This window comes from Methyloceanibacter sp. (assembly GCF_058506495.1).
In genome coordinates this window covers 77,377-94,262 of the sequence record NZ_JBZMXT010000001.1, presented here as the reverse complement: position 1 = coordinate 94,262, position 16,886 = coordinate 77,377, and the positions used below count along the sequence as shown (strand labels likewise).

Annotated in this window: 11 protein-coding genes; 5 read left to right on the top strand and 6 right to left on the bottom strand. The window is 61.0% G+C overall.

Annotated features, from left to right (window positions below):
- The first annotated feature begins 70 nt into the window (after positions 1-70).
- The 5 genes from AC33YF_RS00400 (at position 71) to AC33YF_RS00380 (ending at position 5,327) form a co-directional block, all read left to right on the top strand.
- On the top strand, positions 71-730 hold the full coding sequence (locus tag AC33YF_RS00400; RefSeq protein WP_491775206.1) for a phosphoribosylanthranilate isomerase: 660 nt from the start codon (positions 71-73) through the stop codon (positions 728-730).
- A complete protein-coding gene (trpB, locus tag AC33YF_RS00395) occupies positions 727-1,953 on the top strand; it encodes a tryptophan synthase subunit beta (protein WP_491775205.1) in 1,227 nt (408 codons plus the stop codon). Before AC33YF_RS00400 ends, trpB begins: the two co-directional genes overlap by 4 nt.
- A 2-nt stretch (positions 1,954-1,955) precedes the next feature.
- Positions 1,956-2,792 (top strand): tryptophan synthase subunit alpha, encoded by an 837-nt coding sequence (trpA, locus tag AC33YF_RS00390; RefSeq protein WP_491775204.1) that lies wholly within the window; start codon positions 1,956-1,958, stop codon positions 2,790-2,792.
- Between the two features lie 28 nt (positions 2,793-2,820).
- Positions 2,821-3,888, top strand: a complete 1,068-nt coding sequence (accD, locus tag AC33YF_RS00385) for an acetyl-CoA carboxylase, carboxyltransferase subunit beta (protein ID WP_491775203.1) — start codon at positions 2,821-2,823, stop codon at positions 3,886-3,888.
- Between the two features lie 83 nt (positions 3,889-3,971).
- Positions 3,972-5,327: a bifunctional folylpolyglutamate synthase/dihydrofolate synthase gene (locus AC33YF_RS00380; RefSeq protein ID WP_491775202.1), complete on the top strand. Its 1,356-nt coding sequence runs from the start codon at positions 3,972-3,974 to the stop codon at positions 5,325-5,327.
- A 17-nt stretch (positions 5,328-5,344) separates the two neighbouring features.
- Here AC33YF_RS00380 and trxA read toward each other — a convergent pair whose 3' ends face one another.
- The 6 genes from trxA to AC33YF_RS00350 all read right to left on the bottom strand — a co-directional run bounded on the left by trxA (position 5,345) and on the right by AC33YF_RS00350 (position 16,849).
- Positions 5,345-5,677: a thioredoxin gene (gene trxA, locus AC33YF_RS00375; protein ID WP_491775201.1), complete on the bottom strand. Its 333-nt coding sequence runs from the start codon at positions 5,675-5,677 to the stop codon at positions 5,345-5,347.
- 83 nt (positions 5,678-5,760) lie between these two features.
- On the bottom strand, positions 5,761-9,270 hold the full coding sequence (addA, locus tag AC33YF_RS00370; protein ID WP_491775200.1) for a double-strand break repair helicase AddA: 3,510 nt from the start codon (positions 9,268-9,270) through the stop codon (positions 5,761-5,763).
- Positions 9,267-12,338 (bottom strand): double-strand break repair protein AddB, encoded by a 3,072-nt coding sequence (gene addB, locus AC33YF_RS00365; RefSeq protein WP_491775199.1) that lies wholly within the window; start codon positions 12,336-12,338, stop codon positions 9,267-9,269. Before addB ends, addA begins: the two co-directional genes overlap by 4 nt.
- A 9-nt stretch (positions 12,339-12,347) precedes the next feature.
- Positions 12,348-13,073 carry a nucleotidyltransferase family protein gene (locus tag AC33YF_RS00360; protein WP_491775198.1) on the bottom strand — a complete coding sequence of 242 codons (726 nt, stop codon included), beginning with the start codon at positions 13,071-13,073 and terminating at the stop codon, positions 12,348-12,350.
- A gap of 12 nt (positions 13,074-13,085) precedes the next feature.
- Positions 13,086-14,612, bottom strand: coding sequence for a tRNA (adenosine(37)-N6)-threonylcarbamoyltransferase complex ATPase subunit type 1 TsaE (tsaE, locus tag AC33YF_RS00355; RefSeq protein ID WP_491775197.1), 1,527 nt, complete (start codon positions 14,610-14,612; stop codon positions 13,086-13,088).
- Positions 14,609-16,849 carry a sensor histidine kinase gene (locus tag AC33YF_RS00350; RefSeq protein ID WP_491775196.1) on the bottom strand — a complete coding sequence of 747 codons (2,241 nt, stop codon included), beginning with the start codon at positions 16,847-16,849 and terminating at the stop codon, positions 14,609-14,611. Before AC33YF_RS00350 ends, tsaE begins: the two co-directional genes overlap by 4 nt.
- Positions 16,850-16,886 lie beyond the last annotated feature (37 nt).

Below are 16,886 nucleotides of genomic sequence, written 5' to 3'. Positions count from 1 at the left end.
ATAGGGTGAACGCCGCCTTGGACCCCGCTATCGGGTGCCCCTCGTGTCACAACCCTTATGAAGAGCCCACGTGACTGTCGAAGTTAAAATCTGCGGCGTGCGGACGCCTGCCATCCTCGAAGCCGCCATCAGCGCTGGCGCCGAGTTTGTGGGATTCGTCTTCTTCCCCAAGAGTCCGCGTAATCTCACAGTTCCGGATGCGGTCGATTTAGCCGGCGCCGTAGGTAGGCGTGCCAGAACAGTCGCGGTCGTGGTCGACCCGGACGATGATCTGGTCGACCGAATTGTTGCCAACGTTCGGCCGGACGTTCTCCAACTGCACGGCGCTGAGACGCCAGAACGCGTGGGCGCAATCAAGACGCGAGCCGGTTTGACCGTTTTCAAGGCTGTCCCCGTCTCTGATGCCTGGGAGGTAGCGGCTGCGGAACGTTATAGTGCCGTGGCGGATCGAATCCTCTTCGATACAAAGGCGCCCCCGGGCTCAGAGCTACCCGGTGGGAACGGCTTGTCTTTCGACTGGGCAATTCTGGAGGCGGCAGCGGCGCCGTTCGCGCTCTCAGGCGGTCTGGATGCTGACAATGTTGCCGAGGCCATTCGCCAGTCGGGTGCGGCGCTCGTCGACGTTTCGTCTGGCGTTGAGACGGCGCCTGGCGAGAAGGATTCAGTTCTTATCAATCAGTTCGTTCACGCGGTCCGCGAGGCCGCGCCAAAACAGAAGAAAGCATCATGAGCACAATGACCGATGCATTGAATACCTATCGCAGTGGGCCGGACGACCACGGCCATTTCGGCCTGTTCGGCGGACGCTATGTGGCCGAGACGCTCATGCCACTGATCTTGGACCTGGAACAGGCCTATAACGAGGCCAAGTCCGACCCGGCCTTTCAAGCAGAACTCGATTCTCTAAATACCCATTATTCGGGGCGTCCGAGCCCGCTATATTTCGCTGAGCGGCTTACCGAGCACTTTGCCGGCGCCAAGATCTACTTCAAACGTGACGAGCTCAACCATACCGGTTCCCACAAGATCAATAATTGTCTGGGGCAGATCCAACTCGCGAAGCGCATGGGCAAGACTCGCATCATTGCCGAGACGGGCGCCGGGCAGCATGGCGTCGCTGTGGCGACGGTGGCCGCTCGTTTTGGGCTCCCATGCGAAATTTACATGGGCGCCACGGACATTGAGCGTCAGAAGCCAAATGTCTTCCGGATGCGGCTACTTGGGGCAAAGGTCAATCCGGTCACGTCCGGTTCCGGCACGCTAAAGGATGCCATGAACGATGCGTTGCGCGATTGGGTCGCGAATGTGCACGACACTTTCTACATTATCGGCACTGTGGCGGGGCCGCACCCCTATCCGGCGATGGTCAGAGACTTCCAGTCGGTGATCGGAAAGGAAACGCGCGAGCAGATGATGGAGCGCGAAGGGCGTTTACCTGACACGCTCGTGGCCTGCATCGGCGGCGGGTCCAATGCGATGGGTTTGTTTCATGCATTTCTGGATGACCGCTCTGTGAAGATATATGGCGTCGAGGCAGGAGGTCATGGGCTCGATGTACCCAATGGTCACGCAGCGTCTATGACGGGCGGTGAGCCAGGAGTTCTGCACGGCAACAGAACGTATTTGCTCCAGGACGATGATGGCCAAATCCTTGAAGGTCACTCTATTTCGGCCGGGCTCGACTACCCGGGCGTTGGGCCTGAACACTCATGGCTTAAGGATAGCGGTCGCGTCACATACGTGGCCGTAACCGACAAGGAAGCGCTTGCGGCTTTCCAACTCTGCACCAAACTCGAAGGGATCATCCCAGCGCTTGAACCGTCTCACGCGCTAGCTCATGTGCAGAAGATTGCGCCCCAGCTTTCGAAAGACAATTTGTTGGTCATGAACATGTGTGGTCGCGGCGACAAAGACATCTTTGCGGTTGCCGAGCACCTCTCGATGGAAATGTAGGTATGACGCGGATAGACCAAACGTTCGCAAAGCTCAAAGCGGAGGGGCGAGGCGGGCTCGTTACATTCATTACGGCGGGCGATCCGGACTACGACACGTCGTTGTCGCTCTTGAAGGGTCTTCCAGGGGCCGGCGCAGATATTGTCGAGCTCGGCATGCCGTTCTCCGACCCGATGGCTGACGGCCCGGCCATTCAAGCTTCGTCGCTTCGGGCCTTGAAGGCTGGTCAGACGATGAAGAAGACCCTGGCCATGGTTCGCGACTTCAGGACCGAGAATACTTCCACCCCGATCGTGCTCATGGGCTACTACAATCCGATCTATGTCTATGGCGTCGACCGCTTCGTGACTGATGCGAGCGAGGCGGGTGTCGATGGGCTGATTATCGTGGATATGCCGCCTGAGGAAGACGAGGAACTCCGTCCTGTTACTGCCGAAAGAGCTTTAAACTTCATTAGGTTAGCAACTCCGACGACCGACGAGCGGCGTCTTCCCGCCGTGCTCGCGAACACCTCCGGTTTTGTCTACTATGTCTCAATCGCCGGGATCACCGGTACCGCCGCGCCTGATGTCTCGTCGGTTGGTGCGCATGTGGCCCGTATCAAGGCCCATACCGACCTGCCCATCGCGATCGGTTTTGGGGTCAAGACCCCCGAGCAAGTCCGCGATCTGGCGGCACTTGCAGAGGGTGTGGTTGTCGGGTCGGCCCTGGTTGCGACGATTGGGAGCACACTTGACGAGAACGAGCGAGCGACAGCGGAGACGAAACCTAAACTCCTGGGGCTTGTCGAGTATCTTTCAGAGCCGCTCCGCCGGCGCGCGGAAGCCCCGGCGATCTAGAACGGTAGCAGCGTAGAGAGTTGGACCAGTGAACTGGATCAATAGCGTCGTCAGACCCAAAATCCGCAGTTTCCTTCGGAAGAAGGAAATACCGGATAATCTGTGGGTCAAATGTCCCGAGACTGGGCAGATGATCTATTACAAGGATCTCGAGGCCAATCAGTTCGTCGTGCCCGGGTCTAATTTCCACATGCGCATGACCGGGCCCGCTCGTCTCAAGGCGCTATTCGACGATGGGAAGTATGCCCCGCTGCATTTGCCGGACGTACCTTACGATCCCCTCAAGTTTCGCGACGAGCGCCGCTATACGGATCGCCTGAAAGATGCCCGAAGCAAGACAGGGCTGAATGACGCTCTTCACTCAGGGCTTGGCAAGCTACACGGTGATACCGTCGTTGCGGCCGTTCAAGATTTCGACTTCATGGGTGGCTCCTTGGGTACAGCCGCCGGGGAGGCGGTCATTTCCTCAATGCGTGCGGCGCTGGTGCGAAACGCCCCCTTTATTCTTTTTGCGGCGTCAGGGGGCGCGCGCATGCAAGAAGGAATCCTCTCGCTCATGCAGATGCCACGCACGACAGTCGCCGTGCAGGAGCTGCGGGAGGCCGCGCTTCCCTATATCGTGGTTCTCACCAACCCGACCACGGGCGGGGTGACCGCTTCCTACGCCATGCTCGGCGATATTCATATTGCCGAACCGGGCGCGCTAATCGGCTTCGCAGGGCCGCGCGTGATCGAGCAAACAATCCGAGAGCAACTTCCCGCCGGATTCCAGCGTTCGGAGTATCTATTGGAACACGGCATGGTTGATATGGTGATCCACCGCCATGATCTGCGCGCCACGTTGGCGCGCCTGTGCAATCTGCTTCTTCATCGCCGCCAGGATGTTGCGGTCGACGATGAGGCAGAAGCGATCACGCATCGACCCGCTGACAACGGTTCAGCGATCGAGCAGTCTACGGCGGATGCGGAAAGTGATCCTGCAAGGCCAAGCGGGAACGGGCTTGATAGAAGCGATCGCGAGGAGCCGGAGGCTGGAAAAGTCGTGGCCCAAGCTCCAACCACTGGCGCTAATCAACAAACATCTCATAATGCATAAGTTGCGTCGGGCTGGCCCCTTCGATCAAGACGGGCCATGCTAGGCACCTGAAACAAGGTACCTTCGATAAGGCCGATAGAGGATTGACCACTCTCCCCGATAGTGCTCGCGGCGCGATGCCCGACCCATCCGAGGTTGTGAGCTCGACGCTTCTGGAGCGGCTGAAATCGCTCCATCCGCAGTCGATCGATTTGTCTCTCGGACGCATCGAGAGGCTTCTGGATCGGCTTGGAAATCCGCAGGACAAGCTGCCGCCCGTCGTACACATCGCCGGCACCAACGGCAAAGGCTCAACACTGGCCTTCGTGCGTGCGATCTCTGAGGCGCTCTCGAAGCAGGTGCACGTATACACTTCGCCCCATTTAGTGGACTTCCACGAACGCATCGTGCTGGCAGGGCCGGGTGGCGCATCGCCGATCAGCGAGGAACGCCTCGTCGATTGTCTGGAACGCACCGAGGCAGCCAATGGCGGTGCGCTGATCACGCTTTTCGAGATCACGACGGCAGCGGCATTCTTGGCATTTTCTGAGGCGCCGGCCGACTTGCTCTTGCTTGAGACAGGCTTGGGCGGGCGTCTCGATGCGACGAACGTGGTCAAGAAACCGGCGCTCACGATCATCACCCCTATCGCTATCGACCATGTGTCGTTTCTTGGTGATACGCTTCCCAAAATCGCTGCCGAAAAGGCGGGCATCCTAAAGCCTGAGGTGCCATGCATTGTCGGTCGCCAGGAACCCGAAGCCCTCGAAGTCATCGAGGCCCGCGCGGCAGAGGTTGGCGCGCCGTTGCATGTCGCTGGGCGCGATTTCGATGCCCACGAGCAGCAAGCACGATTGATCTTTCAGACAGCATCGCGATTGCTAGACTTGCCGCTGCCGCGCCTAGCCGGCCGACATCAAATTGACAACGCGGGCGTTGCGATTGCTGCCGCTAGCGTGGTGTTCGGCGATACGCTCGCCCAACAGGCGATCGAGGCCGGTGTGACGAACGCATACTGGCCTGCGCGGCTTGAACGCTTGTCTGTTGGCACCCTTCATGCCTACGCGAGCGAAGGCACGGAAATCTGGCTGGACGGCGGTCACAATGAGGCTGGAGGGCAGGCGGTTGCAGACACGCTAGCCGCACTCGATGAGCGCGTCCCACGGCCCGTGCATGTGATCTGGGGCATGATGGATACGAAGGACGCGCATCGCTTCATTGCCCCGTTCAACGGGCTTGCAGAACGCATCTACACGGTGCCAATCCCGGGGGAGGCAAATGCCTTCGATGCGGCCGAATTGGCAGAGGTTGCGAAGAGTGCAGGGTTCGATGCTGTGCCCGCGCACAGCGTTCAGGAGGCCTTGCGGCGCTCGGCGTCGGGAGAAGAGCCCGTGCGCGTCCTCTTATGCGGATCGCTGTATCTTGCGGGTCACGTTCTCAGGCTCCATTCGGGCCGCTAAACTTACGTAGAGTGGCTTTATGCGAACCCGTCCACAGCGCCACCGATCCAAGCCGCGAGTTGGTTCTTGGGATAGGCGCCGCGGAGCGTATCGACGACCTCGCCATCCTTGAAGATGATCAGCGTGGGAATAGCCCGAACATTGTACTTCGCGGGCGCGTCGGGGTTCTCGTCGATGTTGAGCTTTGTGATCTTCACCTTGTCACCGAGGTCCTGAGCAATCTCTTCCAGCGCAGGCGCGATCTGACGGCAGGGGCCACACCACTCGGCCCAAAAATCCACTACAACTGGCGTGGAAGACTTAAGAACTTCTGCCTCGAACGTGTCGTCTGAAACCTTGTCGGTCGCCATCGATCGTCTCTCCTCATCGCCAGCCAGCGCATCCGGCCAGCTCGTCTGTTGCTCCCGGAACCTAGGTGCGGCCCTCAGAGGCGTCAAGGCCGCCGCGCTTGCAAGATTTCGTTTTCGGACGCGTCAAGCAAAGTTGAAGAGATCTCCATGAGGTGAGGCCCGTCGGTCCATAGAAGTGCAGCCCGGATGGGTTGACCGGGAAACATGCCCCGGAGAGCGAGCCTGTAAGCGGCCAACTGCCCAATATAGGCAGGCGCCACGTCCTCCTCCCTCTCGGGCGGCGGCCGGTTCGTCTTGTAGTCCAATATCAGCAACCCGCTCTCCAATATGGCGAGACGGTCGATCTGCCCCTCCAGCTCGACTGCGCTGTCTCCCACTCCAATTCGCGCCACCACGGGCACCTCAGCAAGGCTCGTAGGCGCAAAGACCGGTGCGAAGCGCGGATCCCCAACAATGGTGAGGGACTCTGAAACAATGGCTTCTCGCGCCTCCTCGGAGAGCATCTCGCCACGCGACGTCACAAAGCGTTCCGCTGCTTGTGCGCGCTTGTCCGGCGCAACCTGCGGCAAATACTGCAGCAGGGAATGGATCAGCCGGCCGCGCACGAAGCGCATGTCTTGGGCCAGCGCCGTGGGCCCAAGCGGCGGCAGTTCGGCACCGAACGGGCTCTCGCCCGTGGCATCCAGGGCAAGTCGCGAGGGAGAGAGCTTGGCGCCATGCCGTTCCTGTGGCGCAGGTGTTCGCGCCCAGTCGGGTAGGGGGACCGGCGCGCCTCGGATGGGCGCGACCCCATCCTTTTGCGGCGCTCCTTCCTGCGAACACGACATGCGATGGACGACGCGCCCCTGCCAATCTTCCGCGGCCGCTAGATAAGGACTCAGGCCCCGGTCTATCAGATCGTACCAGCAGCCCTCGCTGCGCCGCTGCACGCCTTGCCAGCCGCACACATAGAGCCGATCCTCTGCGCGTGTCATACAGACATAGAGCAGCCGCCTGTACTCTTCCTGCTCCGCTTGCGCCACGGCCGTCTTTGCGTTGGCGAGACCGGGCACGCCAGAATGCCCTGCGGGTGGCCAAATCAGATGATTCGGGGCACCTCCAGTAGCGCCTCCACGAGGTACGAGGTAGATCTGCAGTCTCTGACGACGCGGGACCGAGCATGTGTCGGGCATGATGACGATCGGGGCTTGCAGACCTTTTGCTCCGTGCACTGTCATGATGCGCACTTCATCGCGGTCTTGGTCCATATCGCGTTTGACGTCGATATCGCCCTCACGCAGGGTCGCTATGAATCCTTGAAGTGAAGGCGCGGCCTCGCGTTCGTAGGCCAGTGCCGCATCTAAGAACTCATCGATAGCTTCGGCAGCTTCGGGCCCGAGCCGGGTCAGCATGCGCTTGCGCATGGACTGACTGCCTAAGAGCGAGGTGTAGAATTCGAAGGGCGGCATCGTATCGGCCCGGCCCAGAAGTCGACGCAACTCGGTGGCCGCTTTCGTGAACCGCGTGTCGTCTTCCGCTTTGGCGAGTAGGGCGGACCAGAGCGAGCCCCTGCGCCCGTAGGCCAAATCGAACAGAGCGGCCTCATCGAGACCGAAAAGCGGACTCCGCAGTACAACTGCCAACGACAAGTCGTCTTCGGGCATTAGTAGAACATCCGCAAGAGCCATAAGGTCTTGCACCGCAAGCTGCTCCAGTAGGCGCATACGGTCTGCCCCGGCAACGGGGATGCCGGCTCGCTTGAGTGCGCGGATCATTGGAGCGGTGAATGGCTCTCGCCGGCGTACGAGAATGAGGATGTCGCCTGCGCGGATCGGACGATCCCGGGACTCTAGTTTCTCTCCCGTATCGAGCCAGTGCCGGATCTGTGCGGCGAGCCGCTGACACAGGGTCTCCAGCGCGTCTGTGCCACTCTCGTCCTCGTTCCAAGGTTCGAAAGGCGCGCTGTCTGCGGGTGGTGCCGTTTTTTCGACGTCCCAGACTTCGACCAGCCCAGCCTGCCCCTGCCGCGCCGCATAGTGCTCGATCACCGTTCCGTTGAGGAACGTAAGCCCGCGCGCCGCGTCATCCTGAGCGAAGACACGATCGACAGCATCCAGCACGGGAACCGTGGACCGGAAAGATACATTGAGCGGGACATCGTACCAGGGCATCTCCGCCGCTTTCGCCACGGAACGGAAATGACGCCCAGTTTCGCCGAAGCGCACAGGGTTGGCGCCTTGGAAGCTATAGATCGATTGTTTTTCATCGCCCACGGCAAACAGGGTGCGGGGCTGCGGTCGCGCACTCACGCCTGCGAAGAACTCCTCAGCCAGCGCCTGGACAATTGACCATTGCTCTGGGTTCGTATCCTGGGCTTCGTCAACAAGGACGTGGTCGATGCCACCGTCAATCTTGTAGAGAACCCAAGCGGCCGCGTTGCTCCGAGACAGAAGGTCGAGTGTCTTGACGATGAGATCGTCATAATCGAGGGCGGCTTCGCGCCGCTTTGCAGTCTCATACCTGCTCAGCACAGCGTCGGCGAATGTCAGCACAGCACCGGTTGCTTCAACCACGCGCAATTCAGCAAGGTCGTTGCGAATGTCTAGCCAGTCAGTCTTTGCTTCTTGAAGCTTCGTCACGATATCGGCGGCGTGCTTCTTCATGCCAGCACTGCAAAGGCGTGAGCGTGGCTTGCCGTCCTTCGTCAAGAACATTGGTTCGAACGCCGCCGCGCGGTTCTGTCCGGCAAGTTGCCGTGCGTTCCGCAACGCGACCTTAGTTCGCTGATCGTCGTTCGTGCTGCCGAACTCACCGATAGCGGCGAGCATCGCGTCAATGTGTTGATCTGAAAGAACGGCGCTCTGTGCAGCAACGAGCGAATCTTCGTTCGCATCGGCAACACCAAAGAAGGACTTCAGCGCCTCGGTTTCTGCGGAAGGCCAGTTCGGTACCGGCGATCGTCCAGTGTGCTGCCGCACAATTCGCGCGAGCTCCGCACGCTTTGCGAGAATTTCGCCGACGACGGCGCGAAACTGGTCTTCACTCGTCAAGGCGACGACCTCGGTCAGCGCGCGCGGGAGCGGGCCATCCGGCGCAGACGCCGCCTCTATCGCAACAGAATCGAAAGCTTCGTCGCGTAGGCGTGCGGCGTCTGTCTCATCGAGCACCGCAAAATTTGGGGTGACGCTTGCCTCCAAGGGGAAGCGCTGCAGCAGCCGTTCACAGAAGCCATGGATCGTGTAGATCTTCAGCCCGCCACGTGCCTCAAGCACTCGCGCAAATAGGCGCCGCGCCGTCCTTATGTCCTCGTCGCCAAAGGGTTGACGGAGAACCTTGCCGAGTTGTTCGCGCATCGTAGGCTCTGGCATCAGCGCCCAGCCCGACAACGTCTTGAGCAGGCGGTTCTGCATTTCGGCGGCGGCGGTCTTTGTGTACGTGAGGCACAAGATGGATTCAGGTGAGACGCCCGCCAGCAAGAGTCGCAGGAAGCGTCTTACGAGTACGGCCGTTTTGCCGGTCCCAGCGTTAGCAGAAACCCAGACGGACGCGTTGGGCTCGGCGGCACGCGCTTGGTTAGCGTCCGCGGTTTGAACGAGTTCCGACCGACCGCTCATGTTCCTTCGCCCTCGGCTAGCCATTCAGCCACGCGTGCCAGTTGCGCATACGCGTCAAATCGGTAAGCCGGTGCGAAGGCGGCATTTGCGCGGCGCTTAACCTCGTATGGCGTATCGGCCTTGTTGAATCGAGCGATCAACGCTTCGAGCTGTTCGAGCGCAACTGCGGCGAGGACTTCCGGACCAACTTTGCTGGCAGCTTGCTCGGCGCCGCCGTCACCGCGGCCCGAAATATGGATGTAGGCGAGTCCGCCGACATCGCGGCGACCCAGTTCGCCAAAGCCGCCGCCTTGCGCAATCGCTGCCTCGAGCGGCAGCTGTGGCCGATAGAGTTCCGCGACGTGACCTTGGTTTGGCGGGCTGCCGGTCTTGTAGTCGTAGATGACTAGGGACCCGCTGTCCGTTGTGTCGATGCGGTCGGCGCGGGCGGTCAATCGAAAGCCTGAAGGCAACACCAGTGCCCCGGGCACTTCCGCAAGCGACTCCGTGACATGCGCGCGGCGACCCGGTTCCGATGCTGCGAACCATGCGGCGAAACGATGGAAGCTGGATCGCCAGAACGCACGCAGGCTGGCGTTGTCGCCTAGGGTGTCGAAGATGCGCTCGCCGATCTCCGTGAGTACGGCCTCAATGTCGTCTGGCAGCGAGTCGGGATATGCCGCAGTGAACCGGCAAAGGATCGCGTGAAAGACGGAACCGCGCATCGCTATGTCCGGTTCGGCTCCAAGCGGGGCCAGCGGAACAAGGTTGAGGATGTGTCGCGCATAGATCTCATAGGGGTTTGCAATCCAGCGCTCCACCTGGGTGACGCTCAAGCTGCGCGGCCGCGCAGAGACGGGCGGGCACGGCCGAGGCGGACTTGCGGGCTCGAACGTTTCAACGGCGTCGCGCTCGCGCGCCCAGGCGATCCAATCCTGGCTAGGGGCGAGAGAATCGGTCAGCCCCGTAGCCTCAGTGAGGGCCTGAAGCCGCTGCAGCCAGCGCGAGGGGACAGTTGGTACGCCTTCGACTTTCAGCGCGCGGCTCAAAACGACGGACTTCGCACCCAGCGCCTGGGCAAAGTCGTGGGCCGCAAGACCGATGCGCCGCTCCGGCGGCGACAGCCCGAGCTCTTCACGCATGGGCCGACTGAGCCAAGGATCTGCCTCTTGCGGCTTCGGCCAAGTGCCTTCATTCAGCCCTCCCAAGACCATCAGATCGGGCTGCTGCAGTCGCGCCTCCAACTGGCCCCAGATAGATAGCCGGGGGTGGGCAGGGCGCGAAGGTCGGACGGTTTGCCCTGCGAGAAGGGTTCGGTAGACAGCCGGATAGTCGCGCGCGGTCATCTCGAAACCGCTACCGTCTTCAATCAATCGGGAGAGGGATACGGTTAGCGCCTCGCCCGCATCGCCGCTCCACAGCGGCAAGGCTTCTGTCTCATGGGCCCCAAGGGCCTCCGCTGCCGCCACGTGCGCCGTCACCAGCGTCGCTATGCTGTGGAGCGCATTGTCCTGAAACAGCGTCGCCATTGGCGCGAAAGCCGCCTGAAGGGAAGCGACAAGAGTTCGTGCCGCTGCGGCCTCGGCTTGCGTGATGGGCCCACCCGAGCCAAGCCTCTCGAGCGTCTTGGCGGCGTCCGCAAGACCACGACCGAGATGGTCTTCCCGATAGACTGCTCGTTCGAGAACGCGTCCAAGGCGCCGTATCTCGCCCGCAGGACGGGATAGGCGTGTCAGCGGGTGTTTGAGCAGCGCCATCAGGTCGGGTGGCGCGAAATTGCGCTCTATGGCTGCGAGGACCAGGTCGAGAAATGCCCCGGGTGGCGTGCGCCGGACTGGTGTCCCTGCGGAGTCGTCGATGAAGATGTCAAAATCCTTCAGACGTGCCGCCACACGGCGGGCGAGCTCTCGGTCGGGGGTTACGAGCGCTGCCGTCCGTGAAGGATGCTCGACACACGATCGCAAGATCAAAGCAATGACCTCCGCCTCGTCATGAGCCGTGGGAGCTTCGATGAGGCTAACGCCGGCTAATCCCTGAGTGTAAAGGGACTGAGCTTCAGCGGGCGAGACGGCGAAGACAGCGGGCCAACGATCCGTCGTCTCGGCAGGCCGCAGCGCCTCACTGGTAAGTTGCAAGCGCGCCTTCTCGGCGGGTCCTGGACTGCTCCTGGGTACGAAGGTCACTTCTTCGCGCGTTGCGCCCAACTTCCTTAGAAGCTCAGCCATACCCGCTTGCGGGTGTTCGGGGTGGTGCCGGAGCATCTCCCAGCTTTCTGCATCAAGGAGGAGATCCAGGCCAGGCAGGACCACTGCCCCGTTCGGGAGATTGGCAATTGCTTCCAGAAGCCGCGCCGTCGCGGGTACCGTGCCTGTGGAGCCCGCGGCAATAACAGGATGCGGCGAACCACCCGCAAGCCGCTCAGTTTCCTGTGCCATCAGCCGGCTGCGCCGCTCGACCGGCGAGACAAGGCCGATATCTTTGAGGTAGGCCGGCCACTGCTCGGTGACGATAGACAAGAAGGCGACCGTCTCCGCCCAATGCGCTGCGAGTTCCTCAGGGACAAGTCTTTCAAGCGAGCTGAGATCGACCTCCTCGGACTGCGCGCGATCCATGAGTGCCGCGAGGTTAGAGGCGAGGCTCGTAGCTTGGGCGGGCGTCACGGGAAGCGGCCCTGCAAGCCCGACTGGGCCCGCCTCGGCCGCGCCTCGCGCCCACGCCTGGATCATGCGGGTCAATGCGATCAGCCGAGCCATCGGCTCAATTGCAGCCGTGCCCGGATCGCTATCGGGACCTGCCAGCTGATCGGCGGCGAGAATTGACGCCTCGTCTTCGTCAGTGTGCCCCAAGGCTAGGATGCGGGGCAGCAGCAGGGCCTTGCCGCCGGACTCCTCGAGGAACGCCTCGCGCAGGGTGCGCGCCGCCCGCCGCGTCGGCAGATAGATTGTGGTATTCGGCAGGTCGAACTGACGAGGCTTGGTGCCGCCCGGTTGCGGTAGATCACCGGCAAGGACTGCTCTTGCCAGGGTCGTCAGGAAGGGCGCCGAAGGCGGGATTGTATAGAGGCGCGGCTGTACGCGGGGCTCGGGCACGCGTCTCCCTCACGCACCCTCGTGCTCGTACAATGCTTCAGCTTCTGTGAGGGCTTCGGGCGTACCCACATGCATCCAGCGGCCGTCCAATCGCACACCGTAGAGCCGCTGTTCTGCGAGCGCACGGTCCCATAGCAGGTTCAGCGAGAAGGGGCCTTCAGGGATATCTTTGAAGATTTCGGCCGAGCAAACTGATACGCCGGCAAATGCAAAGGGGACAACTTGCCGTTCGCCGCGTCTCGAGATGTGTCCCTCGGGGCTGATGTCAAAATCGCCGCGCCCGCTATAACCGATGCTCGTCGAGAGAGGAGCCAGCAGCAAGAGACAGTCCATCAGCTGCGGATTCCAATGGCGTGACATATGAGGTAATGCGGGTGTCACGCCCTCGCTCCAGACCGAGTCCGAGTTGTGGACGAAGAATGGGCCCTCCCCGAGCAAAGGCAGTGCCTTGGCGACGCCGCCTCCCGTATCCAGTAATTCCTCTCGCTCGTCAGAGATAACCGTCTTTGGCCCGCGGTCCGCGCGAGCGGCCATGTGTGCTTCGATCTGCTCGGGGAGATAGTGCACATTGACCACAGCCGACTCGACTCCTGCGTCACTGAGGCGGTCGAGCACATGATCGATCAGTGTGCGTCCCATCAAAGGAACGAGTGGTTTTGGCATTGTATTGGTGAGTGGGCGCATACGTTCGCCGAAGCCCGCGGCAAGCACCATCGCTTTTCGAACCGGGGTCATTGTAGCTTCCTCCTAGAGCGACGGTGGCGGGAGCTGCTCCGCGGTTGGGAAGGCCCGTGCATAGAAGTCTCGCAAATCAGCGAGTGCCGCGTGAGCCAGGTTCCGCTCCAAATAACGGGCCACGCGCGGCATGTGTGCAAGGTAAGCGCGCTTTCCGTCGCGCTTGGCCAAGCGGGTGAAGATGCCGAGCACCTTTGAGTTCCGTTGTGCGCCGAGCGTGGCGTAAAGCGTCCGAAAATCATCGCTTGAGAATGTCCCACCCCGTGCCGCACGGGCCGCACAGTACCGGTCGAGTTCGACCCGTTCAAGCGCTTCGGGAACGTCCAGCCGTGCGTCTTGAAGGAGAGACACAAGGTCATAGGCGACAGGGCCACGGAGTGCGTCCTGAAAGTCTAGGAGACCGACGCTCTGGATCCCTTCGCGGTCTGCCAAATCCATCAAATTCGGTGAATGAAAGTCCCTGAGGACCCAGCCAGGATCGGCTTGCGCCGCGGCTTCCAGGTGCGGGCGCCACAGGGACTCAAACTCCGCCCGCACGTCCTGCGGCAGCTCCTTTCCATGGCTGGCTGGCCAGAGCCACTCCACGATCAGGGAAGCCTCGATCAGCATCGCTTCGGCATCGAACTCAGGGAGGATGTATGGGCTAGTCCCAGGGACAGGCAGCGCGGCACTGGGGGGCGCGTCGCTCAGAGCCAGCAGAACGTCAACGGCGCGAGTCCAAAGTTCGGCTTGGCTTCGTCCGCGCGCCATGGCTGTTTTGAAGACGCAGTCGCCGAAGTCCTCGAGCACGATGAAGCCTTTTTCCAGATCGAAGGCTTCGATTTCCGGTGCGGCGAAGCCGAGCGCCCGCAAAGCCTCTGCGACAGCGACGAAGGGTTTTACATCCTCAGCAAGGTGCACGAGCGCGCTATAGGGCTTTCCGTCACGCATGGGGGGGCCGTCCGGTTGTCGGGGCGCGTTCATCAGTACCGCCTGCTTGTCGGGAAGAACAAGCCGCGCATAACCGCGCGCTGAAGCGTCCCCCTGTAGATAGCGCGCGTCAGCCGCGGCGAAATCGGTGCGGTCGAGAAAGCCGGCCAGCGCCCGGAGCCGGTGCAGCCTTCCAGCCCAGTCCCCATGACCGGTCAGGACGAGCGTTCGCGTCTCAGACTGCTCTGTTTCGTTGAAGACGATATCGAGCCTGTCCTTGGGGAGCCAGCCTGCAGCCCGCTCCGGCCATTCGATGAGCAGCGCGCCTTCTGCCAGTGCATCATCTAGACCCAGCTCTTCAAGCTCGCCGTCGTCGAGGCGATAGAAGTCGCAGTGGCTCAGCGCGAGCCTCGGTGTCTCATAGCGCTGGATCAACGCGAAAGTGGGGCTGGGCACTTCGCTTCCTTGGTCGAAGTGGCCGACTAGCGTCCGCGCCAACGTCGTTTTGCCGGCGCCCAGAGGGCCCGACAAGGTCACAACGTCTCCCGTCTTGAGGCTTAGCGCGATCCGGCTTGCAAGTCGGTCAAGACGGTCCAGATCGACGCCGTCGAGCCGCCAAATTTCAGTCATCCGGCGCGTTTGGTTCGTTCGGGTCCTGCATCCATCTCAGGCGTGTCCAAGTCCTGCGTCAGGGGTAGCAGGACCGTGAATCGGGAGCCATGCCCAGGTTCGCTCTCAAGCGAAACCGTACCTCCGTGTAGTTCCGCGAGGCTCTTGACGATGGATAGACCGAGACCCGCGCCACGGTGACGCGAACCTTGGGTCCGGCTTTCGAAACGGTCGAACACGGTGTCTTGCAAGTCCTCTGGTATCCCTGGACCCTCATCCTGCACCGAGAAGGCGAGCATAGCACCGTCGTTCCGACAGGTTAGGCGGGCTATGGAATTCGGCTCTGAGAATCCGATCGCGTTAGATAGCAGATTATAGAGGATCTGCGTTACGCGGCTAGCGTCCGCGACGACCTCTTCGACGCCGTCTTCGATCTCGATCTCTAACGTGACCTCGTTCTGTTTCAGCCGTTCTTCAACGCCTTGCCTTGCGGCCTCGATAATGGACCACACACGTACCGGTGCGAGTTGAAGCTGCAGGGACCCAGCGTCGATCGTAGCGAGATCCAGAATATCGTCGACGATGGTGCGAAGCGTCGTTCCAGAAGACAGAATGTCATCCACATATTCGCGTTGCTTGTCTGTTAGGGTCCCGAAGGCCGGTTCGACGAGCATCTGTGCGAATCCCAGCATGCTGTTGAGGGGTGTCCGCAGTTCGTATGAAACGTGCGAGACGAAGTCGCTCTTCAAACGATCAGTCGTTTTGAGCGCCTCGTTCTTTTCGATCAAGGCGCGTTCGGCGCGTTTTGAATCAGTAATGTCAGAGTACGTAAGGAGCGTCCCACCATCAGGCAGTGGCAAAGCGGCAAACGCCAGTACACTGCCGTCGGGCCGGTCTAGCTGACCCTCATACGGGCGCCGTTCAGCCACGATAGATGTCACGATCGTTCGGGTCAGCTCCCACTGGTCTGGTTCGTTATAGAGAAGGCTGCACCACGCCGTGACTTCGTCCACATGAGGTTCATCGTCGAGTAGTTTCGGCGTAAGGCACCAAATGGCAGCGAAGGCGCTATTGTAGAGACACAGGCGTCCGTTTGATCCGAACACTGCAACGCCCTCGCGCAACGTATCCAATGTCTCACGTTGTACTTGGGTCAGAGCATTGAACCGGCTCTCCAGTTCGATGTGTTCGGTGACATTCTCGTAGAGGTATGTCACGCCACCATCGCTGTTCGCATCTGCAATCACATGAAGCATTCGTCCGTCCGGCAAGTGCCAGCGGTCTTCAACCTGCTTGCCCGTTCCATACGAGGAGAGCCACTCCTGTTTCCATACCCGGTACTCTGCGCGCTCTTCGAGCCGACGGGCTTGGCGAAGTCGATCGAGAATCTCACCGTCCCGCGGGCGCGTCTCGAGCCACGTTGAATCTAGTTGCCAGAGATCGACATAGGCTTGGTTGTAGTGAGCAAGTCGCTGGGTGGAATCGAAGACGGCAAACGCGGTTGCAAGGCGGTCGAAGGTCCTTAAAGGCGTCTCCAGCTGAGCCTGCGCGGCGGCATGATCGCGTTGGTTCTTTCTGGCTTCGGCGAGAAGAGAGCGCAGCGCTTCGACTTGCTCTTCGAGCTCCTTGTGCTTCGTCGAAAGTTCGGCCAGTTCAGACCTTTGACCAGCAATGTCACGGACCTTCAGAACCAACGTATGTCCGGCCGTACGGCCGTCCGCCTCGATGTACTGCCCGCGCTTGGTCCGCAGCATGAGATTGAATGGTTCGCCGTGTTCGGCAAGCTCCTTCATGGCGGCCTCGAGATCCCCGGCCGACACACCCTCAAGCCATTGCTCGAAAGCTATGAGACGAGAGGCCTCGCGTGGCACACCAAAGCTGCCGGGTAGATTGGAGACCAAGAGTTCGGGGACGGCGTTTTCGCCCAAAGTGAGAAGCGCTTGCGGTTCAGCAGCAAGAACGGTCTCAAGTGTGTTTTCACTTAAGGATAGCCGTTCGGCCTCTGCAGCTGCGGCGGCTTCACGCACGCGCGCTTTTTTGATGGCGCGAAGGCACACGATGGCCATGCCGACTGCGAAGGCGATAATGCCGAGATCGATGCCGAGCTTCAGGAGCGTTACGGGGTCGAGAAAACCGCTTTCGGCAGCTGCGGCGGTGTTGATGCCGAGTAGCCACGAAAGGGACCAACAGGCTAGAACGCGCGCGAGCGTCGTTGGCCACCTTGATCCAGGCGTTGCCTCCCCCGTGCTGATCCGCATCATCCCCCTCGCTTCGTGCCGCCCTTGTGATGCCGAA